Origin of the sequence: Pseudomonas sp. FYR_5, assembly GCF_043106315.1 — a bacterium.
Classification (GTDB): Bacteria; Pseudomonadota; Gammaproteobacteria; order Pseudomonadales; family Pseudomonadaceae; genus Aquipseudomonas; species Aquipseudomonas putida_Y.
Map to the genome: position 1 here is coordinate 22603 of NZ_JBICMK010000055.1, position 18590 is coordinate 41192.

The 18590-nt window shown below is 64.7% G+C and carries 16 protein-coding genes; 7 read left to right on the plus strand and 9 right to left on the minus strand.

Going from position 1 to position 18590, the window contains the following annotated elements:
* Window positions 1-126: 126 nt before the first annotated feature.
* From ACF8RA_RS08335 to gshB, 7 genes are all read right to left on the minus strand, one after another.
* Window positions 127-1398 carry a dihydroorotase gene (locus ACF8RA_RS08335; protein WP_103469608.1) on the minus strand — a complete coding sequence of 424 codons (1272 nt, stop codon included), beginning with the start codon at window positions 1396-1398 and terminating at the stop codon, window positions 127-129.
* Window positions 1395-2399 (minus strand): aspartate carbamoyltransferase catalytic subunit, encoded by a 1005-nt coding sequence (locus tag ACF8RA_RS08340; protein WP_392460900.1) that lies wholly within the window; start codon window positions 2397-2399, stop codon window positions 1395-1397. Before ACF8RA_RS08340 ends, ACF8RA_RS08335 begins: the two co-directional genes overlap by 4 nt.
* A gap of 12 nt (window positions 2400-2411) precedes the next feature.
* On the minus strand, window positions 2412-2930 hold the full coding sequence (gene pyrR, locus ACF8RA_RS08345; RefSeq protein WP_176683065.1) for a bifunctional pyr operon transcriptional regulator/uracil phosphoribosyltransferase PyrR: 519 nt from the start codon (window positions 2928-2930) through the stop codon (window positions 2412-2414).
* A gap of 49 nt (window positions 2931-2979) precedes the next feature.
* On the minus strand, window positions 2980-3405 hold the full coding sequence (gene ruvX, locus ACF8RA_RS08350) for a Holliday junction resolvase RuvX (protein ID WP_003249316.1): 426 nt from the start codon (window positions 3403-3405) through the stop codon (window positions 2980-2982).
* Window positions 3405-3974, minus strand: a complete 570-nt coding sequence (locus ACF8RA_RS08355) for a YqgE/AlgH family protein (RefSeq protein ID WP_021783751.1) — start codon at window positions 3972-3974, stop codon at window positions 3405-3407. Before ACF8RA_RS08355 ends, ruvX begins: the two co-directional genes overlap by 1 nt.
* Before the next feature lie 169 nt (window positions 3975-4143).
* Window positions 4144-5049 (minus strand): energy transducer TonB, encoded by a 906-nt coding sequence (locus ACF8RA_RS08360; RefSeq protein WP_176683066.1) that lies wholly within the window; start codon window positions 5047-5049, stop codon window positions 4144-4146.
* Window positions 5050-5140: 91 nt separating this feature from the next.
* On the minus strand, window positions 5141-6094 hold the full coding sequence (gshB, locus tag ACF8RA_RS08365; RefSeq protein ID WP_010955561.1) for a glutathione synthase: 954 nt from the start codon (window positions 6092-6094) through the stop codon (window positions 5141-5143).
* A gap of 238 nt (window positions 6095-6332) precedes the next feature.
* Here gshB and ACF8RA_RS08370 point away from each other — a divergent pair, with 238 nt between their 5' ends.
* From ACF8RA_RS08370 to ACF8RA_RS08400, 7 genes are all read left to right on the plus strand, one after another.
* Window positions 6333-6734, plus strand: a complete 402-nt coding sequence (locus ACF8RA_RS08370; protein ID WP_010955560.1) for a PleD family two-component system response regulator — start codon at window positions 6333-6335, stop codon at window positions 6732-6734.
* 48 nt (window positions 6735-6782) lie between these two features.
* Complete coding sequence (gene pilH, locus ACF8RA_RS08375; protein ID WP_003249327.1) at window positions 6783-7148, plus strand: twitching motility response regulator PilH; 366 nt, start codon at window positions 6783-6785, stop codon at window positions 7146-7148.
* Window positions 7145-7699, plus strand: a complete 555-nt coding sequence (locus ACF8RA_RS08380; RefSeq protein WP_176683067.1) for a chemotaxis protein CheW — start codon at window positions 7145-7147, stop codon at window positions 7697-7699. The genes pilH and ACF8RA_RS08380 overlap by 4 nt, the downstream gene beginning before the upstream one ends.
* Window positions 7700-7746: 47 nt before the next feature.
* Window positions 7747-9771 (plus strand): methyl-accepting chemotaxis protein, encoded by a 2025-nt coding sequence (locus ACF8RA_RS08385; protein WP_339444141.1) that lies wholly within the window; start codon window positions 7747-7749, stop codon window positions 9769-9771.
* 12 nt (window positions 9772-9783) lie between these two features.
* Window positions 9784-14724 (plus strand): Hpt domain-containing protein, encoded by a 4941-nt coding sequence (locus ACF8RA_RS08390; RefSeq protein WP_392519036.1) that lies wholly within the window; start codon window positions 9784-9786, stop codon window positions 14722-14724.
* The gene (locus ACF8RA_RS08395; RefSeq protein ID WP_176683070.1) at window positions 14717-15190 is read left to right on the plus strand and encodes a chemotaxis protein CheW; all 474 of its coding nucleotides are present in this window, start codon (window positions 14717-14719) and stop codon (window positions 15188-15190) included. Before ACF8RA_RS08390 ends, ACF8RA_RS08395 begins: the two co-directional genes overlap by 8 nt.
* 206 nt (window positions 15191-15396) lie before the next feature.
* On the plus strand, window positions 15397-16014 hold the full coding sequence (locus ACF8RA_RS08400; RefSeq protein WP_019436736.1) for a hemolysin III family protein: 618 nt from the start codon (window positions 15397-15399) through the stop codon (window positions 16012-16014).
* Here the strand turns inward: ACF8RA_RS08400 and ACF8RA_RS08405 are convergent, their stop codons facing one another.
* Both ACF8RA_RS08405 and ACF8RA_RS08410 read right to left on the minus strand, forming a co-directional pair.
* A complete protein-coding gene (locus ACF8RA_RS08405) occupies window positions 16015-16734 on the minus strand; it encodes a 16S rRNA (uracil(1498)-N(3))-methyltransferase (RefSeq protein ID WP_019436737.1) in 720 nt (239 codons plus the stop codon).
* 148 nt (window positions 16735-16882) lie between these two features.
* Entirely contained in the window at window positions 16883-18289 is a 1407-nt protein-coding gene (locus tag ACF8RA_RS08410; RefSeq protein ID WP_176683071.1) for an adenosylmethionine--8-amino-7-oxononanoate transaminase, read from the minus strand.
* Window positions 18290-18590: the final 301 nt, after the last annotated feature.

Below are 18590 nucleotides of genomic sequence, written 5' to 3' on the forward strand. Positions count from 1 at the left end.
AATGGTCGCGCTTGGCGGGGGGACTATGTGAAGGCATTCGCGGGCATGCCCGCTCCCACAGGGTTACCACATGCCTTGGAATTGTGGTGATCCTGTGGGAGCGGGCGTGCCCGCGAAGCATGTTACTCAGGCCTCGTGGCAAACGTGGCCATCGACCAAGGTATAACGCACCGCGCCCGGCAGGCAGTGGCCGATGAACGGGCAGTTCTCGCCACGGGAGAACCATTGTTCGCCAGCAACGGTGGACGCTTGCGGGTCGAACAGCACCAGGTCGGCCGCGCCACCCACTTTCAGCTCACCGGCCGGCAGGCGCAGGGCGGCAGCCGGGCCGCTGCTCAGACGGGCCAGCAAGGTCGGCAGGTCGAGCAGGCCGTCCTGCACCAGGGTCATGGCCAGTGGCAGCAGCAACTCGACGCTGCTGATACCTGGCTCGGTGGCGCCGAATGGGGCCAGCTTGGCGTCGCGCTCGTGCGGCTGGTGGTGGCTGGAGATCGCCTGGATCACCCCCGACTTCACCGCCTCGCGCAATCCGTCACGGTCGGCAGCGGTGCGCAGTGGCGGCTGCACGTGGTACAGGCTGGAAAACTCGCGCAGCGACTCGTCCGTGAGGATCAGCTGGTATAGCGCTACATCGGCGGTCACCGGCAGGCCCAAGGCCTGGGCCTGGGCGATCAGCCGCGCGCCACGGGCACTGGTGATCTGGCTGAAGTGCGCACGCACGCCGCTTTGTTCCACCAGCAGCAGGTTGCGCGCCAGGGCCACGGTTTCGGCGCTTTCCGGGATGCCTGGCAGGCCGAGGAAGCTGGCCATGGCTCCTTCGTGGGCCAGGCCGCCTTGGGCCAGATCGCGGTCCTGGGAGTGGAACACCACCGTCAGGTCGAAGGTGGCGGCATACTCCAGAGCACGGGCCAGGGTACGGTTGTTGGGGATTTCCTTCAGGCCGTTGCCAAACGCTACGCAACCGGTGTCACGCAGGGCCACCAGCTCAGCCAGTTGCTCGCCCTCCAGGCCCTTGGTCAGGGCGCCAACCGGGTAGACCTTGCTGTTGGCCGCCTCGCGGGCGCGGTCGAGGATAAGCTCGGCCACTGCCGATGTGTCCAGCACCGGCTTGGTCTGCGGCGGGCAGCACAGGCTGGTGACACCACCGGCAACAGCCGCGCGGGTTTCACTGGCGATGTTGCCTTTGCGGCTGTAACCCGGCTCGCGCAGGGACACGCCCAGGTCGACCAGGCCGGGCGCAGCGACAAGGCCATCAGCCTGGATCGTGCGGCTGGCGCTGAAACCGGCCGGTGCGGCGCCGATGGCGGCAATGCGGCCGCCGTCCAGGTGCAGGTCGGTGACCTGGTCCAGGCCGCTGTTGGGGTCGATGACCCGGGCGCCGAGAATACTGATGGTCACAGGGCGTTCTCCTGGTCGAATTGACGTTGCGCGTTCTGCCCGCTCATGGCCATGGACAGCACGGCCATGCGCACGGCGATGCCGTAGGTGACCTGGTTGAGGATCACCGAGTGCTTGCCGTCGGCAACCGCCGACTCGATTTCCACGCCACGGTTGATCGGGCCCGGGTGCATGACGATTGCATCGGGCTTGGCCGCGGCCAGGCGTGCAGTCGTCAGGCCGAACAGGCGGTAGAACTCGCCCTCGCTGGGCAGCAGGCCACCGGCCATGCGCTCACGCTGCAGGCGCAGCATGATCACCACGTCGACGTCTTTCAGGCCTTCGGCGAGGTCGGTGTAGACCTTCACACCGTACTGCTCGATACCGATCGGGATCAGGGTTTTCGGGCCGATCACGCGAATGTCCGGGCAGCCCAGTGCCTTGAGGGCGAGCATGTCGGAACGGGCCACACGCGAGTGCAGGATGTCGCCGACGATGGCCACGGACAGGTTCTCGAAGCTGCCTTTGTGGCGGCGGATGGTGAGCATGTCGAGCATGCCCTGGGTCGGGTGCGCGTGGCGGCCGTCACCGCCGTTGATCACGGCCACTTCCGGGCACACGTGCTCGGCGATGAAGTGCGCGGCGCCGGAGTCGGAGTGGCGTACGACGAACATGTCGGCCGCCATGGCTTCGAGGTTGCGCAGGGTATCGAACAGGGTCTCGCCCTTGCTGGTCGAGGAGGTCGACACGTTCAGGCTGATTACGTCGGCCGACAGGCGCTGGGCTGCCAGTTCGAAGGTGGTACGGGTACGGGTCGAGTTCTCGAAGAACACGTTGCACACAGTCTTGCCGCGCAGCAACGGGACTTTTTTCACAGCCCGGGCGCCGACTTCCAGGAAGGAGTCGGCGGTGTCGAGGATCTCGGTGAGCAGTTCGCGGGGCAAACCGTCAAGCGAGAGAAAGTGGCGCAGCTGGCCCTGATCATTGAGCTGCAGCGGGCGCTTGGCGTCGATTGGCGTCATCGCGGGGGACTCTTAAAGGGCGGAAGCGGAGGCGAGGTCCTGGCGCTCGAGGGCGAGCGGTGCGGGTCCGGTCAATTTTACCCGTTCATGGGCGGCCAGCGACAGGGTGGCGCCGAGCACGTTCGGGCGAATCGGCAGTTCGCCGGCATCCAGGTCCAGCAGGCAGACCAGGGTAACGCTGGCCGGGCGGCCGTAATCGAACAGTTCGTTGAGCGCCGCGCGGATGGTACGACCGCTCATCAGCACGTCGTCCACCAGCACCAGGTGCTGGCCTTCGACTTCGAACGGCAACTCGGACGGACGCACTTGCGGGTGCAGGCCGTTCTGGCTGAAGTCGTCGCGGTAGAACGATACGTCCAGAGTACCCATGGGGCTGGTGTCGCCCATGGCTTCCTGCAGGGCCTGGGCAACCCAGACGCCGCCGGTGCGGATACCGATGTAACGGGGCTCGGTGATTGCCCGGCGCGCCAGGTGGGCACGAAGGTCGACAGCCATCTGCCGGATCAGCTCGGCGGGATTGGGTAGGCTCATTGCGGGCTCCTCGGAAGGGTGCGCCGGGTGGGCCCGGCGGCAAAGATGATCAGGTATTGGCCTCCAGCCAGCCTTGCAGCAACAGGGCAGCGGCAATGGCATCGACCGGGTTGTCGCGGTAGCTGCCACGCTGGCCGCCACGGGCCATGCGCTCGCCTTTGGCCTCGAAGGTGGTCAGGCGCTCGTCGTGCGTGTGCACGGGCAGGTTGAAGCGGCCGTTCAGGCGGCGGGCGAATTTTTCGGCGCGGGCGCTCATTTCGCTGGGCGTGCCGTCCATGTTCAGCGGCAGGCCGACGACAATGGCATCTGGCTTCCATTCGGCAATCAGCTTTTCCACCTGGGCCCAGTCCGGTACGCCGTTCTGCGCCTTCAGGGTGCACAGTTCGCGGGCCTGGCCGGTAATCACCTGGCCGACGGCCACGCCAATCTGTTTGCTGCCATAGTCGAAGCCCAGCAGCAGGCGTAGTTCAGCCATCAGGCGTGGCCCGCCTGGCTGGTCAGCAGGTGCAGGTTGATCCCCAGGCTAGCGGCCGCAGCCTCCAGGCGCAGGTCGCTGGCCATGCCGAAGACAATGTCCGGGTCGAACGGGCAGTTCAGCCAGGCGTTATCGGCCAGCTCCGCCTCCAGTTGGCCCGCTTCCCAACCGGCATAGCCCAAGGTGATCAGGCTCTGTTTAGGGCCTACCCCGGCAGCGATAGCCAGCAATATGTCCTGTGACGTGGTCAGCGACAGCCCCTCCAGCGCCACGCTGGCCTGGAAACTGCACTCGCTGCTGTGCAACACGAAACCGCGGTCGGTTTGTACCGGGCCCCCCTGGTAGATCGGCACCTGCAAGGTGCTGGCCGGCGGCGTTTCGTCCGGGCGCAGTTGCTCGAGGATGTCGGCCAGGCTCAGTTCCTGTGGTCGGTTGACCACCAGGCCCATGGCGCCATGCTCATTGTGCTCGACGATGTACGTGAGGGTCTGGGCGAAGTTCGGATCGGCCATGTGCGGCATGGCGATCAGGAACTGGTGCTTGAGGTAGCTCGGTGCGAGGGTTTTCATGGGGGATAGTGTGGCGCCAGGTGGCGAGGCTGACAAGGTGGGCTTTGTGTCGCTTGTGCCGGCTCCTTCATGGGCATGCCCGCTCCCACCGGTACTCCACAGGCTTCAGCGCCGGTTAGCAACCTGTGGGAGGGGGCGTGCCCGCGAAGGGGCCGGAACAGGCAGAAAATCAGTTACTGGACAAACGGTCCCCACGGGCAAAGCGCCAGGTGCGGATGATCTCCAGCCGGTCGAACTCGGCCAGGTCCCCGGTAAACGGTGCAAACGGCGCCGCCAGCCGCACGATGCGCTGCGCCGCCTGGTCCAGCACGGGCTGGCCGGATGATTCCAGCACCAGCACCTCGTACAGCGAGCCATCGCGGTTGATCGACACCATCATGCGCAAGTTGCCGTAGATCTGCTGCCGGCGCGCTTCGTCGGGATAGTTCAGGTTACCCACGCGCTCGACCTTCTTGCGCCACTCTTCCTTGTACCAGGCGCCCTTGTCGCGCATGGTCGACGCGGCGTTCAGGCGATGGATGCGCGGGCGCTTGGCGTACATCTGCTGCTCGTTGGACAGCTCTGCCTCCAGGCTGGCGATCTGGCTGGACAGCTGCGAGCTGTCGAAGTCCGGCACCGGTGCGGCTGGCTTGGGCTGTGCTTTGCTTTCCTTGGGTTTGGGTTCGACCTTGTGCGGCTTGGGCGCAGTAGTCACCACCGCCGACTTTTTGGGAGGAGGGGGTGGGACCACCTCGGGCCTGGCCGCAGGCGGTGGGGTGATCTTGTTGATCTTGCTGTCCTGGAACGGTGCCAGCTCGGTGGTCTTGGGCACCGCCTTCTTGTCCAGGGTGCCGCTGCCTTGCTGGTTGTCCTGGGCCTGAAAGTCAGCCTTCTCGGGCGGTTTCTCGCTTTTGAAGGTGGCCAGGGTGATGTCCATGGTGTGGCGGATTTCGGCAGGCTTGACCACGGTGAAGCCGACGCCGAGGATCAGCGCCAGGTGCACCAGCGCAGCCAGGAACAGGGTGAAGCCGAGCCGGTCCGCAGGGCGAACACGGGGAGGCAGCAGGTCGGCAGGGACGTCAGCGGGCAGCGTCATCAGGTATCCAGCAACCGCAGGGCGGGGCAGCAGCTCAGTCGAATAGGACCGGCATCATACCCCACTCTACGGCTTTACTTCGCGTTGGCTGTCAGCGTGCCTTGAGCTTGCGATCAATGGCATCCATCAGCTTGCCGCCGATATCGGTGTTGTAGGCGGCATCGATTTCGCGGATGCAGGTGGGGCTGGTGACGTTGATTTCGGTGAGGTAGTCGCCGATCACGTCCAGGCCAACGAACAGCAGGCCCTTCTCGCGCAGCGTCGGGCCGACCTGGGCGGCGATCCAGCGGTCGCGCTCGGTCAGTGGGCGGGCTTCGCCACGCCCGCCAGCGGCCAGGTTGCCACGGGTTTCGCCGCTGGCCGGAATACGTGCCAGGCAATAGTCCACTGGCTCGCCGTCGATCATCAGGATGCGCTTGTCGCCGTCCTTGATTGCCGGCAGGTAGGCCTGGGCCATGATCTGCTGGGTGCCCAGTGCGGTCAGGGTTTCCAGGATCACCGACAGGTTGGGGTCGCCCGCCCGGTGACGGAAGATCGACGTACCGCCCATGCCATCCAGTGGCTTGAGGATCACGTCGGCATGCTTGGCGGTGAATTCGCGAATGATGTCCGGGCGGCGGCTGACCAGGGTCGGGGTGGTGCATTGCGGGAACAGCGTGGCGAACATCTTCTCATTGCAGTCGCGCAGGCTTTGCGGGCGGTTTACCACCAGTACGCCGTCGTTCTCGGCTTGTTCCAGCAGGTAAGTGCTATAGACGAACTCCATGTCGAAGGGCGGGTCCTTGCGCATCAGGATCACGTCCAGTTCGGCCAGCGGGCTGTCCTGCTCCTCGCCCAGTTCGAACCAGCGCGCCGGGTCGGCAAACACCTTCAGCGGGCGCATGCGGGCGCGGGCCTTGCCTTCGCCCTGATACAGGTCTTGCTGTTCCATGTAGAACAGGCTCCAGCCGCGTGCCTGGGCGGCCAGCAGCATGGCCAGCGAGCTGTCCTTCTTGTAGGAGATGGACGCGATGGGGTCCATCACAATGCCGAGGCGAACGCTCATGGGGGGTCCTCTTGGCGGCAGGTGGCCGCGGTGGATCGAAAGAAAAGTGGCTCAGGGTGGCGCCGCGAACGCCGACGGTCAAGGGGCGCGGCAGATGGAATGGCCACCCGGAGTATGCTAAAAATGCAGCTGCAAGCCTTGAGCTACAAGCCTCAAGAAAAGAGCATCCATGCGCCGAGCTGCTTTCTTGCAGCTTGCCGCTTGCAACTTGCGGCTTCAATCCTATTGGTAGGCGTCTATGGAACAACCCCTGAAGGTGATGGTGATCGACGATTCCCGCACGATCCGCCGCACCGCGCAGATGTTGCTCGGTGAAGCGGGCTGCGAGGTGATCACCGCCAGCGATGGCTTCGATGCCCTGGCCAAGATCGTCGACCATCAGCCCAGCATCATTTTCGTCGATGTGCTGATGCCACGCCTGGACGGCTACCAGACCTGCGCGGTAATCAAGCACAACAGTGCCTTCAAGGACACCCCGGTTATCCTGCTGTCGTCCCGCGATGGCCTGTTCGACAAGGCCCGCGGCCGAGTGGTCGGTTCCGATCAGTTTCTGACCAAACCGTTCAGCAAGGAAGAACTGCTCGACGCGATCCGCGCCCATGTGCCCGGGTTTGCCGCACCTCAACAACACGCACCCTGACCGAGCCCCCGCCATGGCGCGGTCCTACTTTCCTGATGGGGAAACAGCATGGCCCGAGTTCTGATTGTCGACGACTCGCCGACAGAGATGTACAGATTGACCGAATGGCTGGAAAAGCACGGCTACCAGGTGCTCAAGGCCAGCAACGGTGCCGACGGCGTGGCCCTGGCCCGGCAGGACAAGCCCGACGCGGTGCTGATGGACATCGTCATGCCTGGCATGAATGGCTTCCAGGCCACCCGCCAGCTCAGCAAGGACCCGGACACCAGCGCTATTCCAGTGATCGTGGTAACCACCAAGGACCAGGAAACCGACCGTATCTGGGCCACGCGCCAGGGTGCCCGTGACTTCCTGACCAAACCGGTGGAAGAGGAGGCGCTGATCGCCAAACTCAAAGAAGTGCTGGGGGCTTGACCACCCGCCCGCAAGGCGCGTCGCTGACCGCCTTTGAGTTGTTGCTGGACATCGACCGGCGCTGCCGCCTGCTGGTCGCCGACCAGCCGCCGCAGGACAACCGCGTGCAGCAGTGGAGCGGCATTGGCTTTCGCATTGCCGGGCAGTGGTTCGTCGCGCCCATGGGCGAAGTGGCCGAGGTATTGCGCGAACCGCGCAGTAGCCGCGTCCCCGGCGTGCAGCCATGGGTATGCGGGGTGGCCAACCTGCGTGGCCGGCTGTTGCCGGTGATGGACCTGAGCTGCTTCTTCGGCCTGGGCCACGCCGCACCGGGCAAGCAGCGGCGAGTGCTGGTGCTGGATCACGACGACCTGTTCGTCGGCTTGCTGGTCGACGAGGTGCTGGGCCTTCAGCACTTTGCCCTCGACAGCCTGCAGTTGTCGCCGCCGCAGCCTCTGATCGCTGCCGCTGCACGCTTTGTGCAGGGGTATTTTCCGCGTGAACGTAACTGGGCGATCTTCAGCCCCTTTGCCCTGGCCCAGGCGCCGGGCTTTCTCGATGTGGCGTTATAGGACCTGCGAACGTGAACAAGCCTGCCACCCCCGTCACTGCCACCACCGTGAGCCCACGTACCCGCAGCATCGCGCAGATCACCGTGCTGTTCCTGATACTGATCCTTTCGATCATCTTGCTGTTCGCCAACTTTGCTTACCTGAATACCCAATCCAACTACGACAAGCAGTACATCGGCCATGCCGGCGAGCTGCGCGTGCTGTCGCAGCGTATCGCCAAGAACGCCACCGAGGCGGCCACTGGCAAGGCCCTGGCCTTCAAGCTGCTGTCGGATGCGCGCAATGATTTCGAACAGCGCTGGGGCTACCTGCGCCAGGGTGACAAGTCCACTGGCCTGCCGCCTGCGCCGCCTTCGGTGCGTGACGAGATGGAATCGGTACGCCGCGACTGGGAAAACCTGCGCAAGAACACCGACATCATCCTGGCCAGCGAGCAGACCGTGCTGTCGCTGCACCAGGTGGCAGCGACCCTGGCCGAGACCGTGCCGCAGCTGCAGGTGGAATACGAAAAAGTGGTCGAGATCCTGCTGCAGAGCGGTGCCCCGGCCAGCCAGGTTGCAGTGGCCCAACGCCAACTGTTGCTGGCCGAACGTATTCTTGGCTCGGTCAACACCGTCCTGGCGGGTGACGACAGCGCCGCGCAGGCGGCCGATGCCTTCGGCCGTGACGCCGGGCGCTTTGGCCAGGTGCTGGAGGGCATGCTCAATGGCAATACGACGATCCAGGTAACCCGTGTCGAAGACGCCGACGCCCGCGCACGGCTGGCCGAAATCGCCGAGTTGTTCCAGTTCGTTGCCGGTTCGGTGGATGAAATCCTCGAAACCTCGCCCGAACTGTTCCGTGTGCGGGAGGCTGCGGGCAACATCTTCAGCCTGTCGCAAACCCTGCTCGACGAAGCTTCACACCTGGCGAACGGTTTCGAGAACCTGGCCGGCGGTCGTACCCTCGACACCGTTGGCGGCTATGCCTTGGGCCTGCTGGCGCTGGCCTCGATCATCCTTATCGGCCTGGTCATGGTGCGTACCACCAACCGCCAACTACGCGAGACCGCAGAAAAGAACGAACGCAACCAGCAGGCCATCATGCGCCTGCTCGACGAAATCGAAGAGCTGGCAGATGGCGACCTGACGGTGACCGTATCGGTGACTGAAGACTTCACCGGCGCCATTGCCGACTCGATCAACTATTCCGTGGACCAGTTGCGCGATCTGGTCGCCACCATCAACCACAGTGCAGTGCAGGTCGCGGCCGCCGTGCAGGACACGCAGAACACCGCGCGGCAACTGGCCAAGGCCTCCGAGCACCAGGCCGCACAGATCAGCGAGGCGTCCGAGGCGGTGGGTGACATGGTCGAGTCGATCGACCGGGTTTCGGCGCATGCTTACGAATCGGCCAAGGTGGCCGAGCGTTCGGTGGCCATCGCCAACAAGGGCAACGAGGTGGTGCACAACACCATCGACGGCATGGACAACATTCGCGAGCAGATCCAGGACACCGCCAAGCGGATCAAGCGTCTGGGCGAGTCTTCTCAGGAAATCGGTGACATCGTAAGCCTGATCGACGACATTGCCGACCAGACCAACATTCTTGCCCTGAATGCCGCCATCCAGGCGTCGTTGGCCGGTGAAGCCGGCCGCGGGTTTGCCGTGGTTGCCGACGAGGTGCAGCGCCTGGCCGAGCGCTCATCGTCTGCCACCCGCCAGATCGAGGCGCTGGTGCGTACCATTCAGGCCGATACCAACGAAGCGGTGATCTCCATGGAGCAGACCACCGCCGAAGTGGTGCGTGGCGCACGCCTGGCCCAGGATGCCGGGGTGGCGCTGGCCGAGATCGAAGGGGTATCGCAGAACCTCGCCGACCTTATCCACAGCATCTCCGACGCTGCCCAGTTGCAGACCTCGTCGGCCGGGCAGATCTCCCACACCATGGCGGTGATCCAGCAGATTACCGCGCAGACCTCCGCCGGCTCCGGTGCCACCGCCGACAGCATCCGCCACCTGGCCCGCATGGCCAGCGAGATGCGCCGTTCGGTGTCCGGATTCACCCTGCCGCCACCTACCGAGCCGCGTTGAGGAATAGTGACCATGGCGTCTGCAGTAAGCCCCGAGCGTCACGAAACAGTGGCACTGGCCTGGACCAAGGCCGCCATTCTCGATTGCCTGGGCCAGGCAAGGCAGGCGCTGGAGCGCTTTGCCGGCGAGACGGGCGACCTTTCGATGATGGCTTTCGTGGTCGACAACCTGCATCAGGTGCACGGCTGCCTGCGCATGCTCGAACTGCGCGGCGCCACGCGCCTGGCCGAGGAGCTGGAGCTGTTTGCCAAGGCTTTGGCCGATGGCCAGGTCAGCCCCCGGGGTGATTGCCTGGGTGCATTGTTCCGCGGCCTGGAGCAGTTGCCCTCGTACCTGGAGCGGTTGCGCGGTGCCCGCCACGACCTGCCGCTGGTGATGCTGCCGTTGCTCAACCAGCTGCGTGCCTGCCGTGGGGAGGAACCGCTGGCCCAGGCCAGCCTGATGACCGGTGCCGCCCAACGCTTCGCGGGTGACGATGACCTTGCCAACCTCGACTTGTCGCTGGGCAACTGGCGTGACCAACTGCAGGCCGGGTCGGGGCGCGATGCGCTGCGTTCGGTGGTGACTGCACTGTGCGATGACTTGATGCGCATCAAGGAGCGCCTGGACCAGTTCGGGCGCGGCGACCGTCAGCACCGCGAGCAGCTCGATGCGCTGCTGGCCCCGTTGCGCCACGTGGCTGACACCCTGGCGGTTCTGGGCTTTCAGCAACCGCGGCGGGTGATCATCGACCAGGTGCTGGCGTTGCAGGCATTGGCTCAGGGCGAGCGGGCGGTGGACGACGCGGTGTTGATGGATGTGGCGGGGGCTCTGTTGTACGTGGAAGCCTCCCTGAACGGCATGGTCGGCCCTTTGGAGGAAAACGGCCAAGGCAATTTGCCGGGCTCGGACCTGGCTGAGATACGCCAGTTGGTGCTGAATGAGTCGCTGAACGTGTTGCAGCAGGCCAAGGATCTGATCGGCGATTACCTGGAGTCCGACTGGCCCCGGCAACGCCTGCAGCCCTTGCCGGGGCTGTTGCAGCAGATCCGCGGGGCGCTGGCCATGTTGATGCTGCCCGCCGTGGCCGAGCTGTTTGTCGGCTGCGCAAGCTATGTGCAGCGTGGGTTGCAGCACCTGGAGGAAGAGCCGCCGATTGATGAGCTGACGCACTTGGCCGAGGCACTGAGTGCTGCCGAATGCTACCTGCAATGGCGGGCGGCCGACCCGCTGGCCGATGGCCAACCCTTTATCGAGATGGCACGGGCCAGCTTGGCGGCACTGGGTGTGCCGTGCGCGGTGGTCGGGGCCAACCCAGACCAGGACGGCAGTGGCGATGGCATCGATGACGAGCTTCGTGAAGTGTTCCTGGACGAGGCGGGCGAACTGCTGCCGGAAATCGAGCGCCACTGGTTGCGCTGGCGTGCCGACAACCAGCAACGCGAGGCACTGGGCGAAGTGCGTCGCGCGCTGCATACACTCAAAGGCAGCGGCCGCATGGTACATGCAGAGGCGGTGGCTGAACTGGCCTGGGGCGCCGAGCACCTGCTGAACCGGGTACTCGAGGGCCGCAGCGTGCTCAGCCCGGAAGGGGTTGTAGCGCTGCAGCAGGTGTTCGTCCACCTGCCTGACCTGCTGGCCGACTTTGCTGCCGGCCAACTGCCGCAACTGACTGAAATCGAGCAATTGGCCGGGCACCTGCACAGCCTGGCCGAAAACGATGCCCCGGCGGCTACCGGTGTCGATGGCCTCGATCCGCAGTTGCTGGGCATTTTTCGCACCGAGGCGCAGGGGCATCTGGCCAGTCTTGAGGTTTATCTGCAAAGCGCCGGTGGCCACGACACGCCGGTCAGCGATGACTTGCAGCGTGCCTTGCACACGCTCAAAGGCAGTGCCGCCATGGCCGGGGTGATGCCGGTCGCTGAACTGGCCACTGCCTTCGACCGCCTGGCCCGTGAGTACAAGGGGCATCAACTGCCACTGCAAATGGCCGAGATGGAGTGGCTGGAAGCTGCGCGCTCGTTGTTCCATCTGGGCTTGGCGCAACTCGATAGCACGCCACTGGCCGCCATCCCCGGCGCCGCGGAACTGATCGAACAGGTCGGCCAGGCAGTGGACGGCCGCCTGGCCAGCCTGCATGAAGACCCGCACCATGCCGGCCGCCGCAAGCATGATCCGCAGTTGGTCGCCAGCTTCCTGGCGCAGGCCATGGACATTCTGCTCGATGCAGAGACGTTGTTGTCGCGTTGGCAGCAACAGCCCGCCCAGCGTGACGCACTGGATAACCTGCTCGACCAGATGACCACCCTGGGGCATGCCGCGCATCTGGCCGACCTGTGGCAGATGGATGAGGTGTGCGAGGCGTTGCTGGACTTGTATGGCGCTGTGGAGGAGGGCAGCCTGCCTGCCGATGCCCGCTTCTTCAGCCAGGCGCAGCGGGCCCATGAGACCCTGCTGGACATGCTCGACGAAGTGGCGGCCGGGCAGGATATTCCGCCGCGCCCGGAGCTGGTCGACAGCCTGCGCAACCTGCTGGACCAGGCCCTGGCGCCAGATGCCACCGGCCTGGTGGGCATCGATACGGTCACACCACTGCACCCGGACATGGACCTGTCCGATACCCTGGGGTTGCCACACCCGCCGTTGCAACCGGAGGTGGCCGGGCCGCTTGCCGAGGCGCCGGAAAGCCCCGGCGAAGAGCTGCTGGAAGTGTTCCTGGAAGAAAGCTCGGACATCGTCGAAAGCGCCGCGGCGGCCTTGGCACGATGGCAGGCCGACCCGCGCAGCAGCGTCGAGGTGGACAACCTGATGCGCGACCTGCACACCCTCAAGGGCGTGGCGCGCATGGTCGAAATTACCCCGATCGGTGACCTGGCCCACGAACTGGAGTTTCTCTACGAGCTGTTGGCTGCCGGCAGATTGCCGCCAAGCGCGCCACTGTTCGCCCTGCTGCAGAACTGCCACGACCGATTGGCGCATATGCTTGACGCCGTCCGCCTGGGGCAGCCGTTGCATGCCGCTACGGCGCTGATCGACTACATTCGCAACTTCAGCAGTGCGGCACTGACAGACAGTGCCGCGGGCCAGGGACCGCCAGAAGCTGCAACCGCCGAAGCACCGGCAGCAGCGCCAGAGCGGGCACCGGGTGACATGGTCAAGGTCGACGCCGAGCTGCTCGACGACCTGGGTAACCTGGCCGGCGAGCACTCGATCATCCGTGGGCGCATCGAGCAGCAGGTCAACGACGCGCAGTTCGCCCTCAACGAGATGGAAACCACACTCGAGCGCATGCGCGATCAGTTGCTGCGTCTGGATGTCGAGACCCAGGGACGAATCTCCAGCCGGCAGCAGTTCGAAGGCGATGCCTATGACGACTTCGACCCTCTGGAAATGGACCGCCACTCCCAGCTGCAGCAGCTGTCACGGGCCCTCTTCGAGTCTGCCTCGGACCTGCTGGATCTGAAGGAAACCCTGGCTCAGCGTGCTCAGGAGGCGTACAGCCTGCTGCAACAGCAGGCGCGGGTGAACAGCCAGTTGCAGGAGGGCCTGACCGCCACCCTGATGGTGCCGTTCGAACGGCTGGTGCCGCGCTTGCAGCGCGTGGTGCGTCAGGTGGCCAGCGAGTTGGGCAAGCAGGTGGAATTGGTAGTTGGCAATGCCGAGGGTGAACTGGACCGCAGCGTGCTGGAGCGTATGGTGGCGCCGCTGGAGCATATGCTGCGCAATGCCGTTGACCACGGCCTGGAAAGCCGCGCAATGCGCCTGGCCGCCGGCAAACCGGAGCAGGGCACCATTCACCTGAATTTGCTGCATGAAGGCGCCGATATCGTCATCGAAATGACGGATGATGGTGCCGGCGTGCCACTGGAAGCGGTGCGGCACAAGGCTATCAAGCGCGGCCTGCTGGACCCGCAGGCGCAGTTGAGTGACCACGAGATCCTGCAGTTCATCCTGCGGCCAGGCTTTTCCACCGCCGAAAAGATCACCCAGATTTCCGGGCGCGGGCTGGGCATGGATGTGGTGCACGAGGAGGTCAAGCAACTGGGGGGCTCGATGAGTATCGAGTCGGCACAGGGCAAAGGGGCGCGCTTTCTGATCCGCCTGCCGTTCACCGTGTCGATCAACCGTGCGCTGATGGTGCACCTGGGCGAAGAGCAATACGCCATTCCGCTCAATACCATCGAGGGCATCGTCCGCGTGCCACCTGCCGAACTTGCGGCGTGCTACCAGCTGGACTCGCCCCGCTATGTGTATGCCGGCCACGAATACGAGCTGCGCTACCTGGGTGAATTGCTGCAAGGCCTGCCGCGCCCGGCGCTGCTGGGGCAGAGCGTACCGTTGCCGGTGCTGTTGGTGCATTCCAAGGAGCAGTCGTTCGCCATCCAGGCCGATAGCCTGTCGCCCAGCCGCGAGATCGTGGTGAAAAGCCTGGGGCCGCAGTTTGCTGCGGTTGCCGGGCTATCGGGGGCGACACTGCTAGGCGATGGCCGGGTGGTACTGATTCTTGACCTGCTGGGCCAGCTGCGCGGCCAGCAGCGACGGCTGGCCCGCCTGCCCGGTGGCGGCAGCCAACGCCAGTTGCTTGGCCCGGCACCGCGCCGTGCCTTGCTGGTGATGGTGGTGGACGATTCGGTGACCGTACGCAAGGTGACCAGCCGCCTGCTGGAGCGCCACGGCATGAGCGTGCTCACGGCCAAGGATGGCGTCGATGCCATGGCCCTGCTGGAAGAGCACCGGCCCGACGTGTTATTGCTGGACATCGAGATGCCGCGGATGGACGGCTTCGAGGTGGCCACACGCATCCGCCGTGACGCACGGCTCAAAGACTTGCCGATTATCATGATCACCTCACGCACCGGGCAGAAGCACCGGGACCGCGCCATGGCCATCGGCGTCAACGAATACCTGGGAAAGCCGTACCAGGAATCGCTGCTGTTGCAGAGCATTGCCCATTGGAGCCAAACCCATGCTTGAATTGATTTCCGGCCAGCGCAGTAGCCTGACCGGGCTGTTGCTGCCGATGGGGGACCGCACGCTGGTGTTGCCCAACGTGGCGGTGGCCGAGTTGAGTGGGCAGCGTAACCTGGTGTGCCAGCACGGCGACCCCGCCTGGCACCTGGGGTGGATCGACTGGCGCCAGCAACGCCTGCCGTTGATCGGCTTCGAGGCGGCGTGTGGTGGTGAGACGCCGTGCGGGGAGCGGGCGCGCGTGGTGGTGCTCAATGCCTTGGGCGATACCGGTTTGCGGTACCTGGCGCTGTTGCTGCAGGGCATTCCGCGATCGTGCAAGCTCGACAGTCAGCTTAACTACGTGGATGTGGCGCTGGGCAGGTTGGAGCTGGCGGCGGTGCAGGTGGGTGAGCAGGTGGCGCGGGTGCCGGACCTGGTCGCGCTTGAACGCTTGGTGCGTGACGCGGAGCTGCAACCTGACCTTGGTTAGGATGTGAGGCGCAGGGTCTGGTGGTCTGGAGTGGGAGCGGCCTTGTGTCGCGATGGGCTGCGCAGCAGCCCCGGCGGTTCATGCCGTGGCAATGAAAGCCTGGGGCCGCTTCGCGCCCCTTTCGCGACACAAGGCCGCTCCCACAAAGAACGAAGCCATCAACATCACATCAGGAACCCAGCCCACCTCAGGAGGTCTGTGTTTGCATGTATTACGGTGAACGCTTCAACGCCTGGACCCACCTGGTCGGTGCCGTCCTCGCTGCTATTGGTGCCATCTGGCTGATCGTGGTTGCGGGCCTGCAAGGCGACCCGTGGAAGATCGTCAGCTTCTCCATCTACGGCGGCACGCTGCTGTTGCTGTACAGCATCTCCACCCTGTACCACAGCACCCGTGGGCGGGCGAAAGTGATCATGCGCAAGCTCGACCACCTGTCGATCTATCTGCTGATTGCCGGCAGCTACACGCCGTTTTGCCTGGTCAGCCTGCGCGGCCCATGGGGATGGAGCCTGTTCGGCGTGGTCTGGGGGCTGGCGATCATCGGCATGTTGCAAGAGATCAAGCCGCGCTCCGAGGCGCGGATCCTCTCGATCATCATCTACGCGGTAATGGGCTGGATCGTGCTGGTGGCCGTCAAGCCACTGCTGAACTCGCTGGGCACTGCCGGCTTCGCCTGGCTGGCTGCCGGCGGCGTGTTCTACACCGTCGGCATCATCTTCTTCGCCTTCGACAGCCGCTTCCGTCACTGGCATGGCATCTGGCACCTGTTCGTGATCGCTGGCAGTCTGATGCACTTCGTGGCGGTGTCGCTCTACGTACGCTAATTAAAAATCGCCCCACAACTGCTGTGCCACCGACAGCGCCACCACTGGCGCGGTCTCGGTGCGCAGCACGCGTGGGCCAAGGCGGGCTGCGTGGAAGCCGGCGGCTTTGGCCTGCTCCACTTCGGCCTCGCTAAGGCCGCCTTCAGGGCCGATCACGAAGGCCAGGGTGGCGGGCTTTTCATGGCTGGTGAGCGGCTCGGCCACCGGGTGCAGGACCAGTTTCAGGTCAGCCTTGGTGCTGCTCAACCATTCGGCCAGGGTCACGGGCGGGTGGATGACGGGCAAGGTAGAACGCCCGCATTGTTCACAGGCGCTGATCGCCACTTGGCGCCAGTGGGCCAGGCGCTTGTCGGCGCGCTCGTCTTTCAGGCGCACTTCGCAGCGCTCGCTGACGATCGGGGTGATTTCGTTGGCACCAAGCTCGGTGGCCTTCTGGATCGCCCAGTCCATGCGCTCGCCACGGGAAAGGCCCTGGCCCAGGTGCACATGCAGCGGTGAATCGGCCTGGCCGGCAAAGGCCTGGTCAAGGCTGACGCGGACAGTTTTCTTGCCCACCTCGAGCAACTGACCACGGTATTCCTGGCCGCTGCCATCGAACAGCTGCACGGCGTCGCCGGGTGCCATGCGCAGCACGCGGCCAATGTAATGGGCCTGGGCCTCGGGCAGGTCGTGCTCGCCAAGGCTCAGGGGGGCGTCGATGAAGAAGCGGGACAGTCTCATGGGTTTGCTCGGTAAATAGAGAGACGCAGATCCCCTGTGGGAGCGGGCGTGCCCGCGAATCAGGCGCCGCGGTGCCTGGCAAGGGCTTCGCCCTTGTTCGCGGGCTCGCCCGCTCCCACAGGAAAAGTGGTGTGGCGAATTGCCGGGCCTAGCCCGGGTCGCGGAAATCGGGGTGGAAGTTGGCCGGCACTGCGACACTGACGCTGTCGCGGGTGGCGATATCGATGCCTTCGCTGGCCACTTCGCCAAGGAAGTCGATCTGCTCGGGGGTGATCACGTACGGCGGCAGGAAGTACACCACGCTGCCCAGCGGTCGCAGCAGAGCGCCGCGGGTCAGGGCGTGCTCGAACACCTTCAGGCCACGGCGCTCCTGCCAGGGATAGGCAACCTTGCCTGCCTTGTCCTGAACCATTTCGATGGCCAGGGCCATGCCGGTCTGGCGAATTTCTGCAACGTGAGCATGATCGGCCAGGTGTGCAGTGGCTGTGGCCATGCGCTTGGCCAACGCTTTGTTGGCCTCGATCACATTGTCCTGCTCGAAGATATCCAGGGTTGCCAGCGCCGCAGCGCACGCCAGCGGGTTGCCGGTGTAGCTGTGCGAGTGCAGGAATGCGCGCAGTGTCGGGTAATCGTCGTAGAACGCCTGGTACACCTTGTCGGTGGTCAGGCAGGCGGCCAGCGGCAGGTAGCCGCCAGTCAGGGCCTTGGACAGGCACAGGAAGTCCGGGCGGATGCCGGCTTGCTCGCAGGCGAACATCGTGCCGGTGCGGCCGAAGCCTACGGCGATTTCGTCGTGGATCAGGTGCACGTCGTAGCGGTCGCAGGCTTCGCGCAACAGCTTGAGGTACACCGGGTGGTACATGCGCATGCCACCGGCACCCTGTATCAGTGGCTCGACGATCACGGCGCTGATCGAGGCATGGTGTTCGGCCAGGGTCTGCTCCATGGCCTGGAACATGTTGCGCGAGTGCTCTTCCCAGCTCATGCCCTCGGGGCGCAGGTAACAGTCAGGGCTTGGCACCTTGAGGGTGTCGAGCAGCAGTGCCTTGTAGGTTTCGGTGAACAGCGGCACATCACCCACCGACATGGCGGCAATGGTTTCGCCGTGGTAGCTGTTGGTCAGGGTGACGAAGCGCTTCTTGTCCGGTTTGCCGATGTTCTGCCAGTAGTGGAAGCTCATCTTCAGCGCCACTTCGATGCACGACGAGCCATTGTCGGCATAGAACACCCGGTCGAGGCCGGCCGGGGTCATGGCGACCAGGCGCTCGGACAGCTCGATCACGGGCTGATGACTGAAGCCGGCCAGGATCACGTGTTCGAGCTGGTCGACCTGGTCCTTGATGCGCTGGTTGATGCGCGGGTTGGCATGGCCGAACACGTTGACCCACCAGCTGCTCACCGCATCCAGGTAGCGTTTGCCCTCGAAGTCTTCCAGCCACACGCCTTCGCCGCGCTTGATCGGGATCAGCGGCAGCTGCTCGTGGTCTTTCATCTGGGTGCAGGGGTGCCACAGGACCTTGAGGTCGCGTTGCATCCACTGATCATTGAGGCCCATGGGCACTTCTCCTGGCTTTGCGGCGTGGTTCGACCGCGTAAGCCTAAGCAATGCCGCAGGGCAGGACAACCGCTGCCGTTCAATGGGGTGGGTGCCGGTCCATTCGAGCTTGCTGCCTTGCATGGAGCAAAGCCCTCCAGGATGTGTTGCCGGAGCGGAGGCTCAGGCCTGAGGCTGTGCAAAGTCACCAAGATCATGCAGAGCTCCCCTGCCACTGTGTGGCCTAGCGACTGACAAAAATGTGAGCTGCCAAAAGGACTTGATGTCACTGCGCTGGCAGGGTGGTCGGACCTGACGTATT